Annotated in this window: 14 protein-coding genes; 5 read left to right on the plus strand and 9 right to left on the minus strand. The window is 65.2% G+C overall.

The genetic code is table 11. The annotated features are described in order from the left end of the window. Nucleotides 1-67 precede the first annotated feature (67 nt). From dxs to PP1Y_RS07250, 6 genes are all read right to left on the minus strand, one after another. Nucleotides 68-1,990 (minus strand): 1-deoxy-D-xylulose-5-phosphate synthase, encoded by a 1,923-nt coding sequence (gene dxs / locus PP1Y_RS07225; RefSeq protein WP_013831646.1) that lies wholly within the window; start codon nucleotides 1,988-1,990, stop codon nucleotides 68-70. Between the two features lie 113 nt (nucleotides 1,991-2,103). Further along, the gene (locus PP1Y_RS07230; protein WP_013831647.1) at nucleotides 2,104-2,565 is read right to left on the minus strand and encodes a Fur family transcriptional regulator; all 462 of its coding nucleotides are present in this window, start codon (nucleotides 2,563-2,565) and stop codon (nucleotides 2,104-2,106) included. Between the two features lie 80 nt (nucleotides 2,566-2,645). Then, nucleotides 2,646-2,837: a hypothetical protein gene (locus PP1Y_RS07235; protein ID WP_013831648.1), complete on the minus strand. Its 192-nt coding sequence runs from the start codon at nucleotides 2,835-2,837 to the stop codon at nucleotides 2,646-2,648. Between the two features lie 159 nt (nucleotides 2,838-2,996). Next, nucleotides 2,997-3,200: a hypothetical protein gene (locus PP1Y_RS07240; protein WP_007012808.1), complete on the minus strand. Its 204-nt coding sequence runs from the start codon at nucleotides 3,198-3,200 to the stop codon at nucleotides 2,997-2,999. 19 nt (nucleotides 3,201-3,219) lie between these two features. Then, entirely contained in the window at nucleotides 3,220-4,812 is a 1,593-nt protein-coding gene (gene purH / locus PP1Y_RS07245) for a bifunctional phosphoribosylaminoimidazolecarboxamide formyltransferase/IMP cyclohydrolase (protein ID WP_013831649.1), read from the minus strand. Nucleotides 4,813-4,912: 100 nt separating this feature from the next. Continuing rightward, entirely contained in the window at nucleotides 4,913-6,148 is a 1,236-nt protein-coding gene (locus tag PP1Y_RS07250) for a dicarboxylate/amino acid:cation symporter (protein WP_051009993.1), read from the minus strand. A 151-nt stretch (nucleotides 6,149-6,299) separates the two neighbouring features. On the opposite strand from PP1Y_RS07250, the gene glmM reads away from it, so the two are divergent. The 3 genes from glmM (at nucleotide 6,300) to thiD (ending at nucleotide 8,729) form a co-directional block, all read left to right on the plus strand. Beyond that, complete coding sequence (gene glmM, locus PP1Y_RS07255; protein ID WP_013831651.1) at nucleotides 6,300-7,640, plus strand: phosphoglucosamine mutase; 1,341 nt, start codon at nucleotides 6,300-6,302, stop codon at nucleotides 7,638-7,640. Next, on the plus strand, nucleotides 7,640-7,867 hold the full coding sequence (locus PP1Y_RS07260) for a DUF1272 domain-containing protein (RefSeq protein ID WP_041558657.1): 228 nt from the start codon (nucleotides 7,640-7,642) through the stop codon (nucleotides 7,865-7,867). The genes glmM and PP1Y_RS07260 overlap by 1 nt, the downstream gene beginning before the upstream one ends. A gap of 115 nt (nucleotides 7,868-7,982) precedes the next feature. Next, nucleotides 7,983-8,729, plus strand: coding sequence for a bifunctional hydroxymethylpyrimidine kinase/phosphomethylpyrimidine kinase (gene thiD, locus PP1Y_RS07265; protein WP_013831652.1), 747 nt, complete (start codon nucleotides 7,983-7,985; stop codon nucleotides 8,727-8,729). A gap of 13 nt (nucleotides 8,730-8,742) precedes the next feature. Here thiD and PP1Y_RS07270 read toward each other — a convergent pair whose 3' ends face one another. Then, nucleotides 8,743-9,615, minus strand: a complete 873-nt coding sequence (locus PP1Y_RS07270; protein WP_013831653.1) for an LOG family protein — start codon at nucleotides 9,613-9,615, stop codon at nucleotides 8,743-8,745. A 114-nt stretch (nucleotides 9,616-9,729) separates the two neighbouring features. On the opposite strand from PP1Y_RS07270, the gene PP1Y_RS07275 reads away from it, so the two are divergent. Then, nucleotides 9,730-10,785 (plus strand): LD-carboxypeptidase, encoded by a 1,056-nt coding sequence (locus tag PP1Y_RS07275; protein ID WP_173364723.1) that lies wholly within the window; start codon nucleotides 9,730-9,732, stop codon nucleotides 10,783-10,785. A gap of 39 nt (nucleotides 10,786-10,824) precedes the next feature. On the opposite strand, the gene PP1Y_RS07280 is transcribed toward PP1Y_RS07275, so the two are convergent. Further along, nucleotides 10,825-11,166, minus strand: coding sequence for a hypothetical protein (locus PP1Y_RS07280; RefSeq protein WP_013831655.1), 342 nt, complete (start codon nucleotides 11,164-11,166; stop codon nucleotides 10,825-10,827). A 368-nt stretch (nucleotides 11,167-11,534) separates the two neighbouring features. Between PP1Y_RS07280 and PP1Y_RS07285 the strand changes: the two genes are divergently transcribed. Then, nucleotides 11,535-13,259, plus strand: a complete 1,725-nt coding sequence (locus PP1Y_RS07285; RefSeq protein ID WP_232512571.1) for a diguanylate cyclase — start codon at nucleotides 11,535-11,537, stop codon at nucleotides 13,257-13,259. Between the two features lie 855 nt (nucleotides 13,260-14,114). Here the strand turns inward: PP1Y_RS07285 and PP1Y_RS07290 are convergent. Further along, nucleotides 14,115-14,519 carry a DoxX family protein gene (locus tag PP1Y_RS07290; protein ID WP_013831657.1) on the minus strand — a complete coding sequence of 135 codons (405 nt, stop codon included), beginning with the start codon at nucleotides 14,517-14,519 and terminating at the stop codon, nucleotides 14,115-14,117. Between the last annotated feature and the right edge of the window lie 225 nt (nucleotides 14,520-14,744).

The following is a 14,744-nucleotide window of genomic DNA, read 5'->3' on the forward strand; positions in this document are numbered from 1 at the left end:
CGACACCCTCAGTTCGTCACCCTCAGGGTGAGGGGGGCAGCGGTACAGGGGTAAGGGGCGGCGCGGCTCAGGCGCGCGCTTCGTTCACGCCCGCGCTGTTGTGGCGCAGCGCCTTGAGCACGGTGTCGACGATCTGCGGGGCGTTGAGCCCGGCCTCGTCGTACTGCGCCTCGGGCTTGTCGTGATCCTGGAACACGTCCGGCAGGCGCATGGTGCGAATCCTGAGGCCATTGTCGGTCAGGCCCTCGTCGCTCGCCATGGTGAGGACGTGGGCGCCCAGGCCGCCGATCGAGCCTTCCTCGACCGTAACGACGACTTCGTGGCTCAGCATCAGCTTGCGGATCAGTTCGCTGTCGAGCGGCTTGGCGAAACGCAGGTCGGCGACGGTGGTCGACAGGCCCTTGGCTTCCAGCGTGTCGGCTGCCTTCAATGCCTCGCCCAGACGGGTGCCGAGCGAAAGCAGGGCGACCTTGGTGCCTTCCCTGACGATACGGCCCTTGCCGATCTCCAGCACTTCCGGCTTTTCCGGCAGGGCGACGCCGGTGCCGTTGCCGCGCGGATAGCGGAAGGCGATCGGGCCGCTGTCATGCTGCGCGGCGGTGTGGACCATGTGCACCAGCTCCGCCTCGTCGGCGGCGGCCATGACCACGAAGTTGGGCAGGGTGGCCAGATAGGTCACGTCGAACGATCCGGCATGGGTTGCGCCGTCCGCACCGACTAGGCCGGCACGGTCGATGGCGAAGCGCACCGGCAGGTTCTGGATCGCGACGTCGTGCACGACCTGGTCGAAGGCGCGCTGCAGGAACGTCGAGTAGATCGCGCAGAACGGTCGCATGCCCTGGGCCGCAAGCCCGGCGGCGAAAGTCACTGCGTGCTGTTCGGCAATGCCGACGTCGAAGCTGCGCTCGGGGAACTGGCTGGCGAACTTGTCGAGCCCGGTGCCCGAAGGCATCGCCGCCGTGATCGCGCAGACGCGCGGATCGCCTTTGGCCTCGGCAATCAGGGCCTTGGCGAAGACGCCGGTATAGCTGGGCGGACCGGCCGGTGCCTTGGCCTGCTCGCCGGTGACGACATTGAATTTCTGAACGCCGTGATACTTGTCCGCCGCTTCCTCGGCCGGGGCGTAGCCCTTGCCCTTCTTGGTAACGACGTGAATCAGGATCGGGCCCTCGGCGGCATCGCGCACATTCTCGAGAATCGGGATCAGTTGTTCGAGGTTGTGGCCGTCGACCGGGCCGACATAGTAGAAGCCCAGTTCCTCGAACAGGGTGCCGCCCATCGCCATGCCGCGGGCAAATTCGTCGGTCTTCTTCGCGGCGCGGTGCAGCGCTTCGGGCAGGCGGCGCGAAACCTTGCGCGCGAAATCGCGGATGTTGAGGAACGGGCGCGAGGAAACGAGCTGCGCGAGATAGGCGGAAAGCCCGCCCACCGGCGGCGCGATCGACATGTCGTTGTCGTTGAGGATCACGACCAGGCGGTTGCCCGCCTCGCGCGCGTTGTTCATCGCCTCGTAGGCCATGCCGGCGCTCATCGCTCCGTCGCCTATCACGGCAATCCCGCGGCCCGGCTGGTTCGAAAGCTTGTTAGCGATGGCAAAGCCCAGCGCCGCCGAGATCGAGGTGGAGCTGTGCGCGGTGCCGAACGGATCGTATTCGCTCTCGCTGCGCTTGGTGAAGCCGGACAGGCCTCCGCCCTGGCGCAGGGTGCGGATACGGTCGCGCCGTCCGGTGAGGATCTTGTGCGGATAGGCCTGGTGGCCCACGTCCCAGACCAGCCGGTCCTCAGGTGTGTTGAAGACGTAGTGGAGCGCCACTGTCAGCTCGACGACGCCGAGGCCGGAGCCGAGGTGGCCCCCGGTCTGGCCGACGGCGGAGATCATTTCCTCGCGCAGCTCGTCGGCGAGCTGGCGCAACTGCGCGGGCTTGAGCTTGCGCAGGTCAACGGGCGTATCGACAGTGTCGAGGAGGGGCGTTGCCGGGTTGGCGGTCATGGATCGTGTCTACACGGATTGCGGGCGGGAGTCGAATACCCAGCCCTGCCGCATGGCGGACAACTTCGCAAGGCTGCGAGGGGCTTGGCGCATGGCGGTGCGAATGCGCCGGGTCAGCTGCAGGCCGCGCAAGTGCCGCGCAGTTCCACCACCGGGCGTACATCGGCGAAGCCCGCATCGCGGGCCGCGGCGATCAGCGAGCCGGTCAGACGGTCGTCGTCGATATGGACGATCTGGCCGCAGGAGTCGCAGATCAGGAAGATGCAGTCGTGGCGGCAGCCGGGGTGGCTGTTGGCGACATAGGCATTGGCGCTTTCCACCCGGCGCGCCAGGTTGGTGCGCACGAAGAGGTCGAGGATGCGATAGACGCTGTTGGGCGCGACGCGCTTTCCGCGCAGCGCCGAGACGTTTTCGGCGAGGTCGTAGGCGGAGGCGGGCCGGTCATGCTCTGCCAGTGCGGCAAAGACGTCGGCGCGCATTTCGGTCCACTGCTCGCCGGCCTTGAGAAGCGCGGACTGCGCAGCCTTGACGAGGCCTTCGCCCGAATGTTCGTGATGTACGTGTCGTGTCGCCATGGCCGCAATATGGGGCCGGAAGCGGCCGGAAGCAATCGCGGCGGGCGGGCACGAGGCTCCGGCCTGCCCGGCGCCGGGCCTCAGCGCGTCGTCGCGGCCTCGGCCGGCGGGACGATGTTGTCGGCCAGCGAAGCGCTGTGGTGCAGATTCATGGAACCGAACACCAGCAGTGCGCCCCCGGCGAACCCGAGAGCGAAGAAGCGGTAGAAGTCGGCCTTGAAGAGTCCCATGTCCTGCGTAGCAATCCGTAGTTCGATTTCGATGCGGCCCACATGCCGCTAAAGTGCTTTCGGTCCAGTGAATAAACCCACATTTCGCATGATGCTGCGATCAATTGCGCGCCGCGTGCGATGAATGGAGGAAACAATCGAGGCAGGGAAAGCCGCAGCACCGCTGCGCGCCGGTTTCTGTCCCTTTGGATGTTGGCGCGGTCAGCCGGGGCGGAATGCCCAGCCTGCGACGGCCAGTATCGACAGGCCGAGCAGCGGGACCGCGAGGCATCCGAAAGGCAACGCCGCAGTGGCGAGGATACGCCGTCTGCCGTGCACCTTGCCAAGGCGAAGGAGCACGGCAGCGGAAGCCAGACCGGCAAGGAATGCCAGTCCGAGAAGGGGTCCGAGCCAGTGCAGCCACATGGCCGTCCCGGCCCCGTTATCAGTGCTTGAAGTGGCGCATGCCGGTGAAGACCATCGCCAGACCTGCCTCATTGGCGGCCTTGATGACTTCATCGTCGCGGATCGAGCCGCCCGGCTGGATCACGGCGGTAGCACCTGCTTCGGCTGCGGCGAGCAGGCCGTCGGCGAACGGGAAGAATGCGTCCGAAGCCACAGCCGAGCCGACCGTGCGCGGCTTGTCCCATCCGAACTTCTCGGCGGCCTCGGCGGCCTTCATCGCGGCGATGCGCGAGGAATCGCGGCGGTTCATCTGGCCTGCGCCGATGCCGGCGGTGACGCCGTCCCTGGCATAGACGATCGCGTTCGACTTCACGTGGCGCGCGACGGTCCAGGCGAAAAGGCAGTCCTTCAGTTCCTGGTCGGTCGGTTCGCGGTCGGTCACCACCTTGAGGTCGTCGAAGCCGATCGCGCCATTGTCGCGGCCCTGCACCAGCAGTCCGCCGGTGATCGGCCTGACGGAAAGGCCGCCGCGGCGCGGATCGGGCAGGTCGCCGGTCAGCAGCAGGCGCAGGTTCTTCTTCTTGGCGAAGAAGGCGCGGGCGTCCTCGTCGGCATCGGGAGCGACGACGACTTCGGTGAAGATCTTGCAGATCGCCTCGGCCGTGGCGCCGTCCAGCGTCTGGTTGACCGCGACGATGCCGCCGAAGGCCGAGACGTCGTCACAGGCCAGGGCGCCTTCCCATGCCTCGAGCAGCGACTTGCCCTGAGCGACGCCGCAAGGGTTGGCGTGCTTGACGATGACGACGGCCGGGTCCTGGCCCTTGAACTCGGCCGCGAGTTCGAAGGCGGCGTCGGCATCGTTGTAATTGTTGTAGGACAGTTCCTTGCCCTGCACCTGCTCACCCTGGGCGAGGCCCTTGGTGTAGGGGCCGACCGGCGTGTAGAGCGCGGCCTTCTGGTGCGGGTTCTCGCCATAGCGCAGCTCCGTGACGAGGCGGCCGTTGACGGCGAGCTTCTCGGGGAAGGTCTGGCCCTGGTCGGCAAAGGCGAACCACTGCGAGATCATCGAATCGTAGGCGGCGGTCTGGGCGAAGGCGCGTGCGGCCATCAGCTTGCGGAAGGGCAGCGTGGTGCAGCCGTCGGTCGCTTCCAGCTCGACGAGCAGGCCTTCGTAGTCGCTGGGGTCGGTGACGATGGTGACGTAGGCGTGGTTCTTCGCCGCCGAACGCACCATCGAGGGGCCGCCGATGTCGATGTTTTCGATGATCGTGTCGCGGTCCGCGCCCTTGGCGACGGTCGCCTCGAAGGGGTAGAGGTTGACGACGACGAGGTCGATGGCGCCGATTTCGTGGTCGGCCATGGCCTTGGCGTGCTCGGGATTGTCACGCACCGCCAGCAGGCCGCCGTGGACCTTGGGGTGCAGCGTCTTGACGCGGCCGTCCATCATTTCGGGGAAATCGGTGACTTCCGAGATGTCCTTGACGGTCAGGCCGGCATCGCGCAGCGCCTTGGCGGTGCCGCCGGTCGAGACGAGTTCGACGCCGCGGTCGGCCAGCGCCTTGCCGAGTTCCGCAAGGCCGGTCTTGTCGGACACCGATAAGAGTGCGCGGCGGATCTGGACGGAATCGGTCATGGCGGTGGTTTCCTGCAGTGATGGGAGTTTTCGGGCCCTCTAGGTCGAGACTCTCGCGGGGGCAAGATCGGGTATCGTCCCTAAGCCAGTAGCCCCAGATTTAGTCCTCTGTCGTGGCAGGTGCGCTCTGCCGAGAGATATCTACGCTGGCCGTAACCGCAACGTCCATGGTCACGTTCCCGACCGTGCGCATGATGTCGGGCAGCATTTCCACCGCGACCAGCACTGCAAGTGGCCAGAGCGGCACGCCCATGGCCGCGGCGATCGGCGCGGTGGAAGCAATGAAGCTGACCGTGCCGGGCAGCGAGACCGACCCGAAAGTGGTGAGGAAGGCGACGAAGACGCCCGCGGCAATGGCGCCGGGATGCAGGTCCACCCCGGCCAGGTGCGCGGCATAGATGACGACGCCGACGTTCATCGCCGGGCTCGTCGCGCGAAAGATGGTCACGGCCAGCGGCAGGACGAACTCGGCTGTCGTCGTCGCCACGCCCAGGCGGCGGCACGACGCGAGCATCGTGGGCAGGCTGGCGAGCGAGGACTGGGTGGAAATGGCGACGACTTGCGCGGGCAGGACCGCTGCGGCGAACCGGCCCAGCGGCTTGCGCGCGATCACGGCGGCAAGCGGATAGGCAAGGAGCAGGAACACCGCGCCGCAAGTGCTGACCAGGACGATGTAGTGCGCCAGCGCACCGATCGCGGCGACACCGCTGCGCGCGGCAAGGCTGAAGCCGAGCGCGAAGACGCCGACCGGCGCGACCTTCAGGACCCAGCCGATCAGGACCATCATCGCCCCGGCCATTCCTTCGAACAGCAGGGCCAGCTGCCGGCGCGGCGCCTCGTCGAGCCGCAAGGAAGCGACGGCGAACAGGGCGACGAAGATGATGACGGGAAGCAGCGCATCGTTCGCGGCCGAGGTGACGACATTGGTCGGCATGATCGACAGCAGGAAGTCGCCGATGCCGGGCACTTGGGGCGGAGCCTGGGTTCCGGGCACGGCGACGCCTTCGGGCGGCGGGCTGAACGACAGCAGCAGCGGCATGACTGTCGCGCCGACGAAGGCGCTGAAAGCCAGCGAGCCGAAGATGAAGGCCATCGTGCGCTTCGCCATGGCCTCGGCGCGGGCCGCGGCGGCTGTCTCCACGATGCCGGTGAACAGCAGTCCGGCGACGAGCGGCAGGATCGTCATCTTCAGGCCCTGCAGCCACAGCGAGCCCACCGGTCCGGCAATCGCAAGTGCGCTGTCCATCTCCGGCGAGTGTGCCAGCAGCGCGCCGCAGACCAGACCCGCGACGAGACCGGCCAGCGTCAACAAGCCGGGAACGCGGATCTCGGGCATCCGTGATGCGCTGCCTGTTCGGGAAGTCTCGTTGCTCAGGATTGCACCAATGGCTGGCCTTGTGGTGCAACAGACATTAACGAAGTTGCGCGACATGGCAATTTGCCCGCATGGGCAAGTCCGACAACACATTCGATAGCGATCTTTGAGCATGGGCAAGCAGTTCTTCGGCACCGACGGCATTCGCGGGCGCACCAACCAGGGGGCGATGACCGCCGCCACCGCCATGAAAGTGGGACAGGCGGCAGGCAGCCGCTTCCTGCGCGGCGATCACCGGCACCGCGTGGTGATCGGCAAGGACACGCGCCTGTCCGGTTATATGCTCGAGAACGCGATGGTCGCCGGATTTACCAGTGTGGGCATGGACGTGGTCCTGCTCGGGCCGATGCCGACACCCGCGGTGGCCCTGCTCACGCGTGAACTGCGCGCCGACGTTGGGGTGATGATCTCGGCCAGCCACAATCCCTACCAGGACAATGGCATCAAGCTGTTCGGCCCGGACGGGTACAAGCTCTCCGACGAGGACGAACTGGCGATCGAGGCAATGCTCGGGCAGGACCTTGCGCTTGCCGATGCCGAGGATATCGGGCGGGCCCGCCGCATCGACGACGCGCGCGGTCGCTACATCCACGCGGTCAAGCGCTCGCTGCCCGAGGACATTCGCCTCGACGGGCTGAAAATCGCGATCGATTGCGCCAATGGCGCGGCCTACCAGGTCGCCCCATCGGCGTTCTGGGAACTGGGCGCGGAAATCGTCGCGGTCGGGGTCAATCCCAATGGCAAGAACATCAACGCACGCTGCGGCTCGACCCATCCCGAGCTGTTGCAGGAAACCGTGGTCTCTTCCGGCGCGGACATCGGCATTGCCCTCGATGGCGATGCCGACCGCCTGATCGTCGTCGACGAGAAGGGCCAGACGGTCGACGGCGACCAGATCATGGCGCTGATCGGCAGCCAGTGGGCGAAGCAGGGCCGCCTGACCGGCGGTGGCGTGGTGGCCACGGTCATGTCCAACCTTGGGCTCGAACGCTTCCTGCAGGGGCGCGGGCTCGATCTCGTACGGACCAAGGTCGGCGACCGCCACGTGCTCGAGAAGATGCGCAGCGCAGGCTACAATGTCGGCGGCGAACAGTCCGGGCACATGATCCTGCTCGACCATGCGACGACCGGGGATGGCACCGTCGCCGCGCTGCAGGTGCTCGCCGCGCTGGTCAAGTCGGGCAAGCGGGCCAGCGAATTGCTGCACCTGTTCGATCCGGTGCCCCAGCTTTTGCGTAACGTGCGCTTCGCGGGCGGCAAGCCGCTGGAAGTGGACCGGGTCAAGGCCGCCATCGCCGATGCCGAGGCTTCGCTTGCGGGCAAGGGCCGACTGGTGATTCGCCCATCGGGTACCGAGCCGGTGATCCGGGTCATGGCCGAAGGCGACGATGCCGGCGATGTCGAGGCAGCGGTCGCCTCGATCTGCTCTGCCGTGGAAGAGGCGGCTGCCTGATGGCTCTCGAAATGCGCCCCGATTGCGAACGCTGCGGCGCCGATCTGCCGGCAGAGGCGCCCGGCGCCTTCATCTGCAGCTTCGAATGCACCTACTGCGCCGAGTGCGCGGACGACCTTGACGACTTGTGCCCCAACTGCGGGGGCGAACTGACCGATCGCCCGACGCGCGCGAAAAAACACCACGCGGCGCATCCCCCCTCGACGCAGAGGCAGTATAAGGCCTAAGGGAGGACTTCCCCCCGCAGGTGCAGCGACAGGCTCGGCACGCTTTGGGGCCTTGTAGCGACACCTGACCCGTTCGCCCTGAGCCTGCCCGTGGGCGTGCGGCCGAGACTATTCCATGAAGCCAGCTCGTATCCTTGCCATTGCCGGTTCCGACAGTTCGGGGGGCGCTGGCATCCAGGCCGACATCAAGACGATCACCGTGCTTGGCGGCTATGCCATGACCGCAATCACCGCGATCACTGCGCAGAACACGCTCGGCGTTCAGGCGATCGAGCCGCTGTCTCCCGAGCTGGTCGGCGCGCAGATCGACGCCTGCATTACCGACATCGGTGTCGACGCAGTGAAGATCGGCATGCTCGGCTCGGCCTCGATTGCGGAACTGGTTGCGGATCGGCTGGAAGGGCTTGATGTGCCGGTAATCTTCGATCCGGTCATGGTATCGACGAGCGGATCGACGCTGACTGACCAGGAAACGGTGGCTGCGTTCGAACGGCTGATCCGCCTTGCCGCGCTGACGACGCCGAACATCGGCGAACTGGCAGCACTGGGCGGGGCCGAGACAATGGCATCGCGCGGGGCGGCATACCTTGCCAAAGGTGGCGACGCCCAAGGCGAAACAGTCGAGGACCGGTTGATCGTGCCGGGCCACGAGCCTGTCGTCTGGCAAGGATCGCGCATCGACACGCGGCACAACCATGGCACCGGCTGCACGATGTCCAGCGCCATCGCGACGTTTCTCGCGCAGGGTTGCACACTTGAGGAAGCCATCGAGGATGCCCGCGATTTCGTGCGCGCAGCCCTGCTCAATGCGCCGGAATTCGGCGCGGGCAATGGACCGATGGGACACCACGCGGTCCGCTGATCGACGCCGGCTCCTAGCCGCAGTCGAGGTCGTAGAATTCGCGGATCCGGGTCCAGCCTTCCTCGCCGGTCTCACACCAGTGGAACAGGTCGAGGTCGCTGGCATTGATCGTGCCTTCTTCGGCCAGCGCCTCGAAATTGATGATCCGCTCCCAGAATTCGCGGCCGTAGAGCAGGATCGGGATCGGCTTCATCTTGCCGGTCTGGACCAGCGTCAGCAGTTCGAGGAACTCGTCGAGCGTGCCGAACCCGCCCGGGAACACTGCGACGGCGCGGGCGCGCAGCAGGAAGTGCATCTTGCGCAGCGCGAAATAGTGGAACTGGAACGAGAGGCGCGGCGTCACGTAAGGGTTGGGTGCCTGCTCGTGCGGCAGGACGATATTCAGGCCCAGCGATTCGGCGCCGACGTCTGCCGCGCCCCGGTTGGCTGCTTCCATGATCGACGGGCCGCCGCCCGAGCAGACGACGAACTGGCGCATACCTTTCTCGACCACCGCGCACTTGCTGGCGAGCTGGGCCAGCTTGCGCGCCTCGTCATAGTATTTCGACTTGGCGACTAGCCGCTCGGCGATCTTCCTTTCCTGTTCGCTCCTCGCCTTCGCCAGCAGGGCGTCGCACTCGTCGGGCGCGGGAATACGGGCCGATCCGTACATGACGAGGGTCGAGCCGATGTTCGCTTCTTCGAGCAGCATTTCCGGCTTGAGCAGTTCCAACTGGAATCGCACCGGGCGCAGTTCGTCGCGCAGGAGGAATTCGGTGTCCTGGAACGCCAGGCGATAGGCCGGGTTCTGGGTTTGCAGGGTGCCTTCCTGCTGATCGGCGAACGAGGCTTCCTGCTCCGCCTTGTAGAAGCGGCGGTCGGCTATCTTCTTTTCTTCTTCGGTCATAGATCCTAGATGGAGGTTCGATCGGCTTCCGTCGAGAGAATAGCCGCATCATATTAAACTCTTGCGAAGATGCGGGGACTCGCCTGCCCGGGCTCCTGCGGCTAGGCTTGCGCCATGACGATCCCCGATCTTTCGCGGCGCGGTGCGCTCATGGGCCTCGGCGTTGCCGCCGCCACGATTGCGGTCCCTGCGATACCGGCAAGACCGACCGGCGCGCCAAGCAGGCAGAAGCCGCCGCGTCTGCGCCGGGGCGACGTGCTCGGCCTCGTCGCCCCGGCCGGTTTCATCGGCGACCGCTTCGGGCTGGAGGAGATCGAGGAGGCCGTGCGGGCCATGGGGCTGGAGCCCAGGGCTGCGCCGCATATGCTCGATCGCGAAGGCTATCTTGCCGGATCGGACAAGGACCGAGCAGGCGATCTCATGGCGATGTTCGCCGACGACGAGGTGCGCGCGATCATGGCCGTACGCGGCGGCTGGGGCTGCGCGCGCATACTGCCCTGGCTCGATTTCGACGCGATGGCCCGCACGCCCAAGCTGTTCGCCGGGTTCAGCGACAATACCGCGCTCCACCTCGCCTTTGCCGCCCGGACCGGCGTGCCCAGCATTCACGGACCGAACGCCTCGGCGTCCTGGCCCCCGGCTGCTTGGGAATCGTTCCGCGCACTGGCTTTCGACGGGGCGACGCCGACATATGCGGTGCCCGAGCATGCCGGCACCTACCTTGGCCGGCGCAGCGAGCGGGTGCGGACTTTCCGGGGCGGCAAGGCACGTGGCCGATTGATCGGTGGCAACCTTACCGTCCTCGCGGCTCTGGTGGGGACTCCCTACCTGCCCGATTTCAGCGGCGCGATCCTGTTCCTGGAGGACACCAACGAGGCAGAGTATCGCATCGACCGGATGCTGACGCAGCTGGCCCTTGCAGGCATTCTCGGAAAACTGGCGGGTGTCGTCTTCGGCCAGTGCACCGGCTGCAGCAATGCCGAGGGCGGTTATTCGAACTTCACGATCTACGAAGTGCTCGACCGCCAGTTTGCAGGGCTGGGCGTTCCTGCATTCCAGGGCGCCCAGATTGGCCATATTGCCGGGCAGGTGAGCATGCCGGTCGGCGTCATGGCCGAAATCGATGCCGATGCAGGGACGATTTCAGTTCTTGAACCGGCGGTAAGCTGAAACTTCGCAGGCGACCCGGCCGCCCCGGATTTTTCGTGATCAGGCGGCCTTGGCAGCGCTGCGACCGAGGCCGAAGCGGGCCACGAGATCGGAGAAGGTCTGGCCGTCGAGCGGGTCGGCAAATTCCAGGCCGGCGCTGTGATCGTTGGCCCATGCGACGAAGGCCATAGACGGTCGGCATCCCGGCAGCGCCAGGCTGACGGCTTCATCGGCGCAGAGGCGGCCGACTCCTTCGACTTTCGCGCCGAAGCGCGTCAGGTCCTTGAGCAGCACTGTGCTACTCACGAAGTCGCGACGGAACTTCGCCAACATCTCGACCTGTTCGCGTTGCTCGCGGCGGTGGATCGGCGGTGATCCGAGTTCGTGGTCGAGATAGGCCATGTCGATGCTCCGGCGTTCGTGCTTCCGGCCATTAACTACGGCATCGCGGGGAAGAATTTCAGTCCGGAGCACCCGCCAAGCCGAATTTTTCTCGCGGTTAAGCATGTCGCCCGCTGCGCGTCGCCTCGAACTGCCGGATTTCATGCGGGGATATGCGCCTTTGCTAAACTGAAACAATCGATTGTAAAATAAGCGGAATCCTTGGGGGCATCTGGTTGTGTGAAAAGTAAACACATCATGAAATCAGAGACTTAAATGGCCGGTTTAACCCGTTGATAACCCTGTGCTGCGTATCGACTGCAGGCATGGGAAGGGTCGCAGGAACAGGCAGTGCAGCACTATCGCTGCGTTCGACGGGCAGGGCGCTTGTGGCAGCGTGCCTCTATTTCGCACTGGCTGCTGCGACGATTAGGCTCACCAGCCACGAAGGAAGTATTGCCACGGTCTGGCCTGCGAACGCAGTCGTGGTCGCCATGATGCTGCAGCGCCCGCGCTCGGAATGGCTCCTTTACCTGCTGGCCGCATTGCTGGGTAATGGCGCTGCGAACGTGGTCATACGCGAGGCCGGGATCGGTTCGCTTATGCTCGGGCTGTCCAACTTGCCGGAAATCCTGATCGCGGCATGGATGTTTCGCCGCATCGTCAGCGCGGACAATTCGCTGCTGCACGACAAGAGATCGGTGATCAGCTTCATTCTTGCGGCCGGCCTGATCGCGCCTGCTGCCAGCACCGGCTTCGGGGCGATGACCGCCTATCTGATGTTCGACCAGCCTATCGGCGAATCGGTCGGCATCTGGTTCGCCGCCGATGCTCTTGGCTTGCTGATCTTCACACCGTTCTTCCACTGCCTGATCGCCGGCCATTACCTCCAGTGCTTCCGATCGAAGTCGGGGATCGAACGTCTCAAGACGGCGGCCCTGCAGGGGCTGGTGGTCGCCGTCACCGCGGGTGTATTTGCGCAAAGCACTTATCCGTTGCTGTTCGTGCCCGTTCTGCCACTGATCCTCGTCACCTTCCGGCTCGGCTGGTTGGGGACCAATCTTGCGGTCATGCTGATTGCCGCGATCGGCGCCCTTGCAACGATGCACGGTATCGGGCCGGTTTCGCTTGCCTCGGTTCGCGGCTTCTGGGTCCAACCGGCCTTCTTTCAGATCTATCTCGCCTTCCTCCTGCTTACCAACATGCCTATCGCGGCTTCGCTCAATGAGCGCCGCTCACTACTCGACAGGCTGGCCGAGCGCGAACGCGCGATCCACTTGCTGGCGGAGCGCTCGTCGGTCCTGCTGGTCAACTTCTCCCCGGCAGGGCGGTGCACCCAGGTCGCGGGCGATGCTTCCTCGATCTTCTCCCGTCCGGCGGCCGAGCTTGTTGGCGAGGATATTCTCGACTTGCAGGAAGATTGCGCCGACGCGCTGATGAGCGCCCACGTCAGGGCGATCGACAACCCGCAGGGCAAAGCCGTCGCCGAAATCCCGCTGGGCAACGGGCGCTGGATCGAGGCGACCTTCACCGCTTCTTATGACGGCGAGGGCCTGTTTGCAGGCTCCATCGCCACGATTTTCGATATCACGCGGCGCAAGCTGCGCGAGCGTGAACTGGCCGATGCCGCCCAGAGGGACGAGCTGACCGGCGTGCTCAATCGCGCGGGTTTCATGGAGCGCTTCCAGGCCGCCATCGCGGACAAGCCGGCCACCGGCATCAGCCTTGCTCTGATCGACGTCGACCGGTTCAAGTCGATCAACGACGAACTTGGCCACCTTGTCGGCGATGCCGTTCTAAAGGAAATCGCCGCGCGCCTCGTCAACGAAGTGCGCGACACTGACGTGGTCGGGCGCCTCGGCGGAGACGAGTTCGTCATTCTCCTGCACACCGACAACAGCGAGATCGCTCATGCCATCTGCAATCGTATCGTAGACCGGGTCGCGAGCGATCCGGTGGACATGCGGTTCGGGCAGGAAGTCCGGACGCAGATCAGCTGCGGCCTTGTCTACCATATCGCCGGACTGGGAGTGGAAGACATGATCCACAGTGCCGACATGGCGCTCTATGCCGCGAAGCGGGCGGGTCGCAACCGGCTTCAGGTTGCGGCCTGAACCGGTCTGCAAGGGCAGGGTCGCGACCTGCAAGCGGTCCAAGTTTGCCGGAATGCGATAAGGTGACTGGTCCATCTGACGAGCCGAAGTTGCCACTCCGACGAGCGCAGGATAGTGGGAAATCGCTGCTCACGTTTCGGACGTTGCGCCTCGGGCCGTCCCCCCTTGGACTCCAATCCCGGCATGCAGGCAGGCAGCACCCGACCTTTCCGAGATCGCAGAATGCACCGCGCGGCGCCAATTCCGCGTAAAGGCCTTGCGCCGTTTTCGGCCATGCGGAAGCGCGATCCAGTGATACTGCACATGTGAAATGCGGGCCAGGAATCAGAAAGGGCCGCTCCTTTCGGAGCGGCCCCCTGACCGGCCCTTTTGTTCCCGAACCTGTCCATGGACTTTGCCCTTACGGTGCATGTCGTGGTCTGGTTCGCGATCCTGGCAAGGGATGCCTTTCGCGGTCGATTCCTGAATACGCCTCGCGAGTGAGTCGGGCAAGCCCCCATGCAGGGTAAGACCTCGTGGGTAAGCGTCCATGCGTGCGAACGACGGCAAGTTCAGTTCTTCCTGGAGGCGCGTGTCTGTGCCAATTCCTGCATGGCTTCCATCTTCAATGGTCGCGCGATCAGGAGTTTGGTGTCGAACACGAGCCCGCCGACGGTCGGTTGCGGCCTACTGCGGGATTCCGGCGGTGATCGATTCGACCCGTATCGCTTCGGAGTTCATTGCCGAGTACGAAGCTGAATTGGCCGATGCAGCGGCAATGCGCGGAGCCGTGAAATACCCGAAGCCCTTGGCTGGAGGAGGGACTAGCCGATTTCAGACGAATATCGGCTTTTGCGCCGAGAGGGCACGTGCGGCTCAGGGGCGTGAACGGAAGGGCCAGGCGATAACCTTGCCTGCCCATAGCGGCCACCAGATCAGCACCGGTTGCAAGGCTAGCCGGGGCAGGTGATAGGCGAGCCCAAGGCCATGGTCGGGCCTCGCCATGTCGATCAGCATATGTTGCACGTTGGCTGGCCAGACACACAGCGCATAGGCTGCAAGACCCCAAGCGGCGGCACGTTGCACTGCGGGTAAAAAGGGCTGGGCCAACCCTGCCGCGCCAGCCAATTCGGCAAGTCCGGTCAGCGCGACGACGCTTGCCGGAAACGGAACCCACGGCGGCACGATCGAAACAAACGGGTCAGGCATGACGAGGTGCAGCACGCCTGCTGCCGCATAGAGCGCGGCGAGGAGCCATCGGCTACCGGATCGTATGGCCATCCTGGGTTTCCTTCCATAACGCATCGCGCGCATGAAAAATGCGCCCGAGCTTGTTGCCCGGGCGCATGAGTTGCCAAGCCAGGGTGGGCTCGAGGGCGCAGGACATGCCGCAGGTCGCTTGTGGATTGCAACCGCTGCAAGGCATTAATCTGTCTGGAACAGGTGGATCGCAAACCAGAAGGCGACCGCGAGAAACTCCCGGCCGCCTTCCGCAGGGGACCTCTT

The organism is Novosphingobium sp. PP1Y, assembly GCF_000253255.1.
Taxonomy (GTDB): domain Bacteria; phylum Pseudomonadota; class Alphaproteobacteria; order Sphingomonadales; family Sphingomonadaceae; genus Novosphingobium.

Coding starts and splice junctions, on each gene's coding strand:
- PP1Y_RS07250 (WP_051009993.1), bottom strand. CDS start 6,148: ATGCCCGAGATCCGCGTTCCCGGCTTGTTGACGCTGGCCGGTCTCGTC.
- purH (WP_013831649.1), bottom strand. CDS start 4,812: ATGACCGATTCCGTCCAGATCCGCCGCGCACTCTTATCGGTGTCCGAC.
- dxs (WP_013831646.1), bottom strand. CDS start 1,990: ATGACCGCCAACCCGGCAACGCCCCTCCTCGACACTGTCGATACGCCC.
- PP1Y_RS07280 (WP_013831655.1), bottom strand. CDS start 11,166: ATGGCCTATCTCGACCACGAACTCGGATCACCGCCGATCCACCGCCGC.
- thiD (WP_013831652.1), top strand. CDS start 7,983: ATGAAGCCAGCTCGTATCCTTGCCATTGCCGGTTCCGACAGTTCGGGG.
- PP1Y_RS07290 (WP_013831657.1), bottom strand. CDS start 14,519: ATGGCCATACGATCCGGTAGCCGATGGCTCCTCGCCGCGCTCTATGCG.
- glmM (WP_013831651.1), top strand. CDS start 6,300: ATGGGCAAGCAGTTCTTCGGCACCGACGGCATTCGCGGGCGCACCAAC.
- PP1Y_RS07230 (WP_013831647.1), bottom strand. CDS start 2,565: ATGGCGACACGACACGTACATCACGAACATTCGGGCGAAGGCCTCGTC.
- PP1Y_RS07260 (WP_041558657.1), top strand. CDS start 7,640: ATGGCTCTCGAAATGCGCCCCGATTGCGAACGCTGCGGCGCCGATCTG.
- PP1Y_RS07240 (WP_007012808.1), bottom strand. CDS start 3,200: ATGTGGCTGCACTGGCTCGGACCCCTTCTCGGACTGGCATTCCTTGCC.
- PP1Y_RS07275 (WP_173364723.1), top strand. CDS start 9,730: ATGACGATCCCCGATCTTTCGCGGCGCGGTGCGCTCATGGGCCTCGGC.
- PP1Y_RS07270 (WP_013831653.1), bottom strand. CDS start 9,615: ATGACCGAAGAAGAAAAGAAGATAGCCGACCGCCGCTTCTACAAGGCG.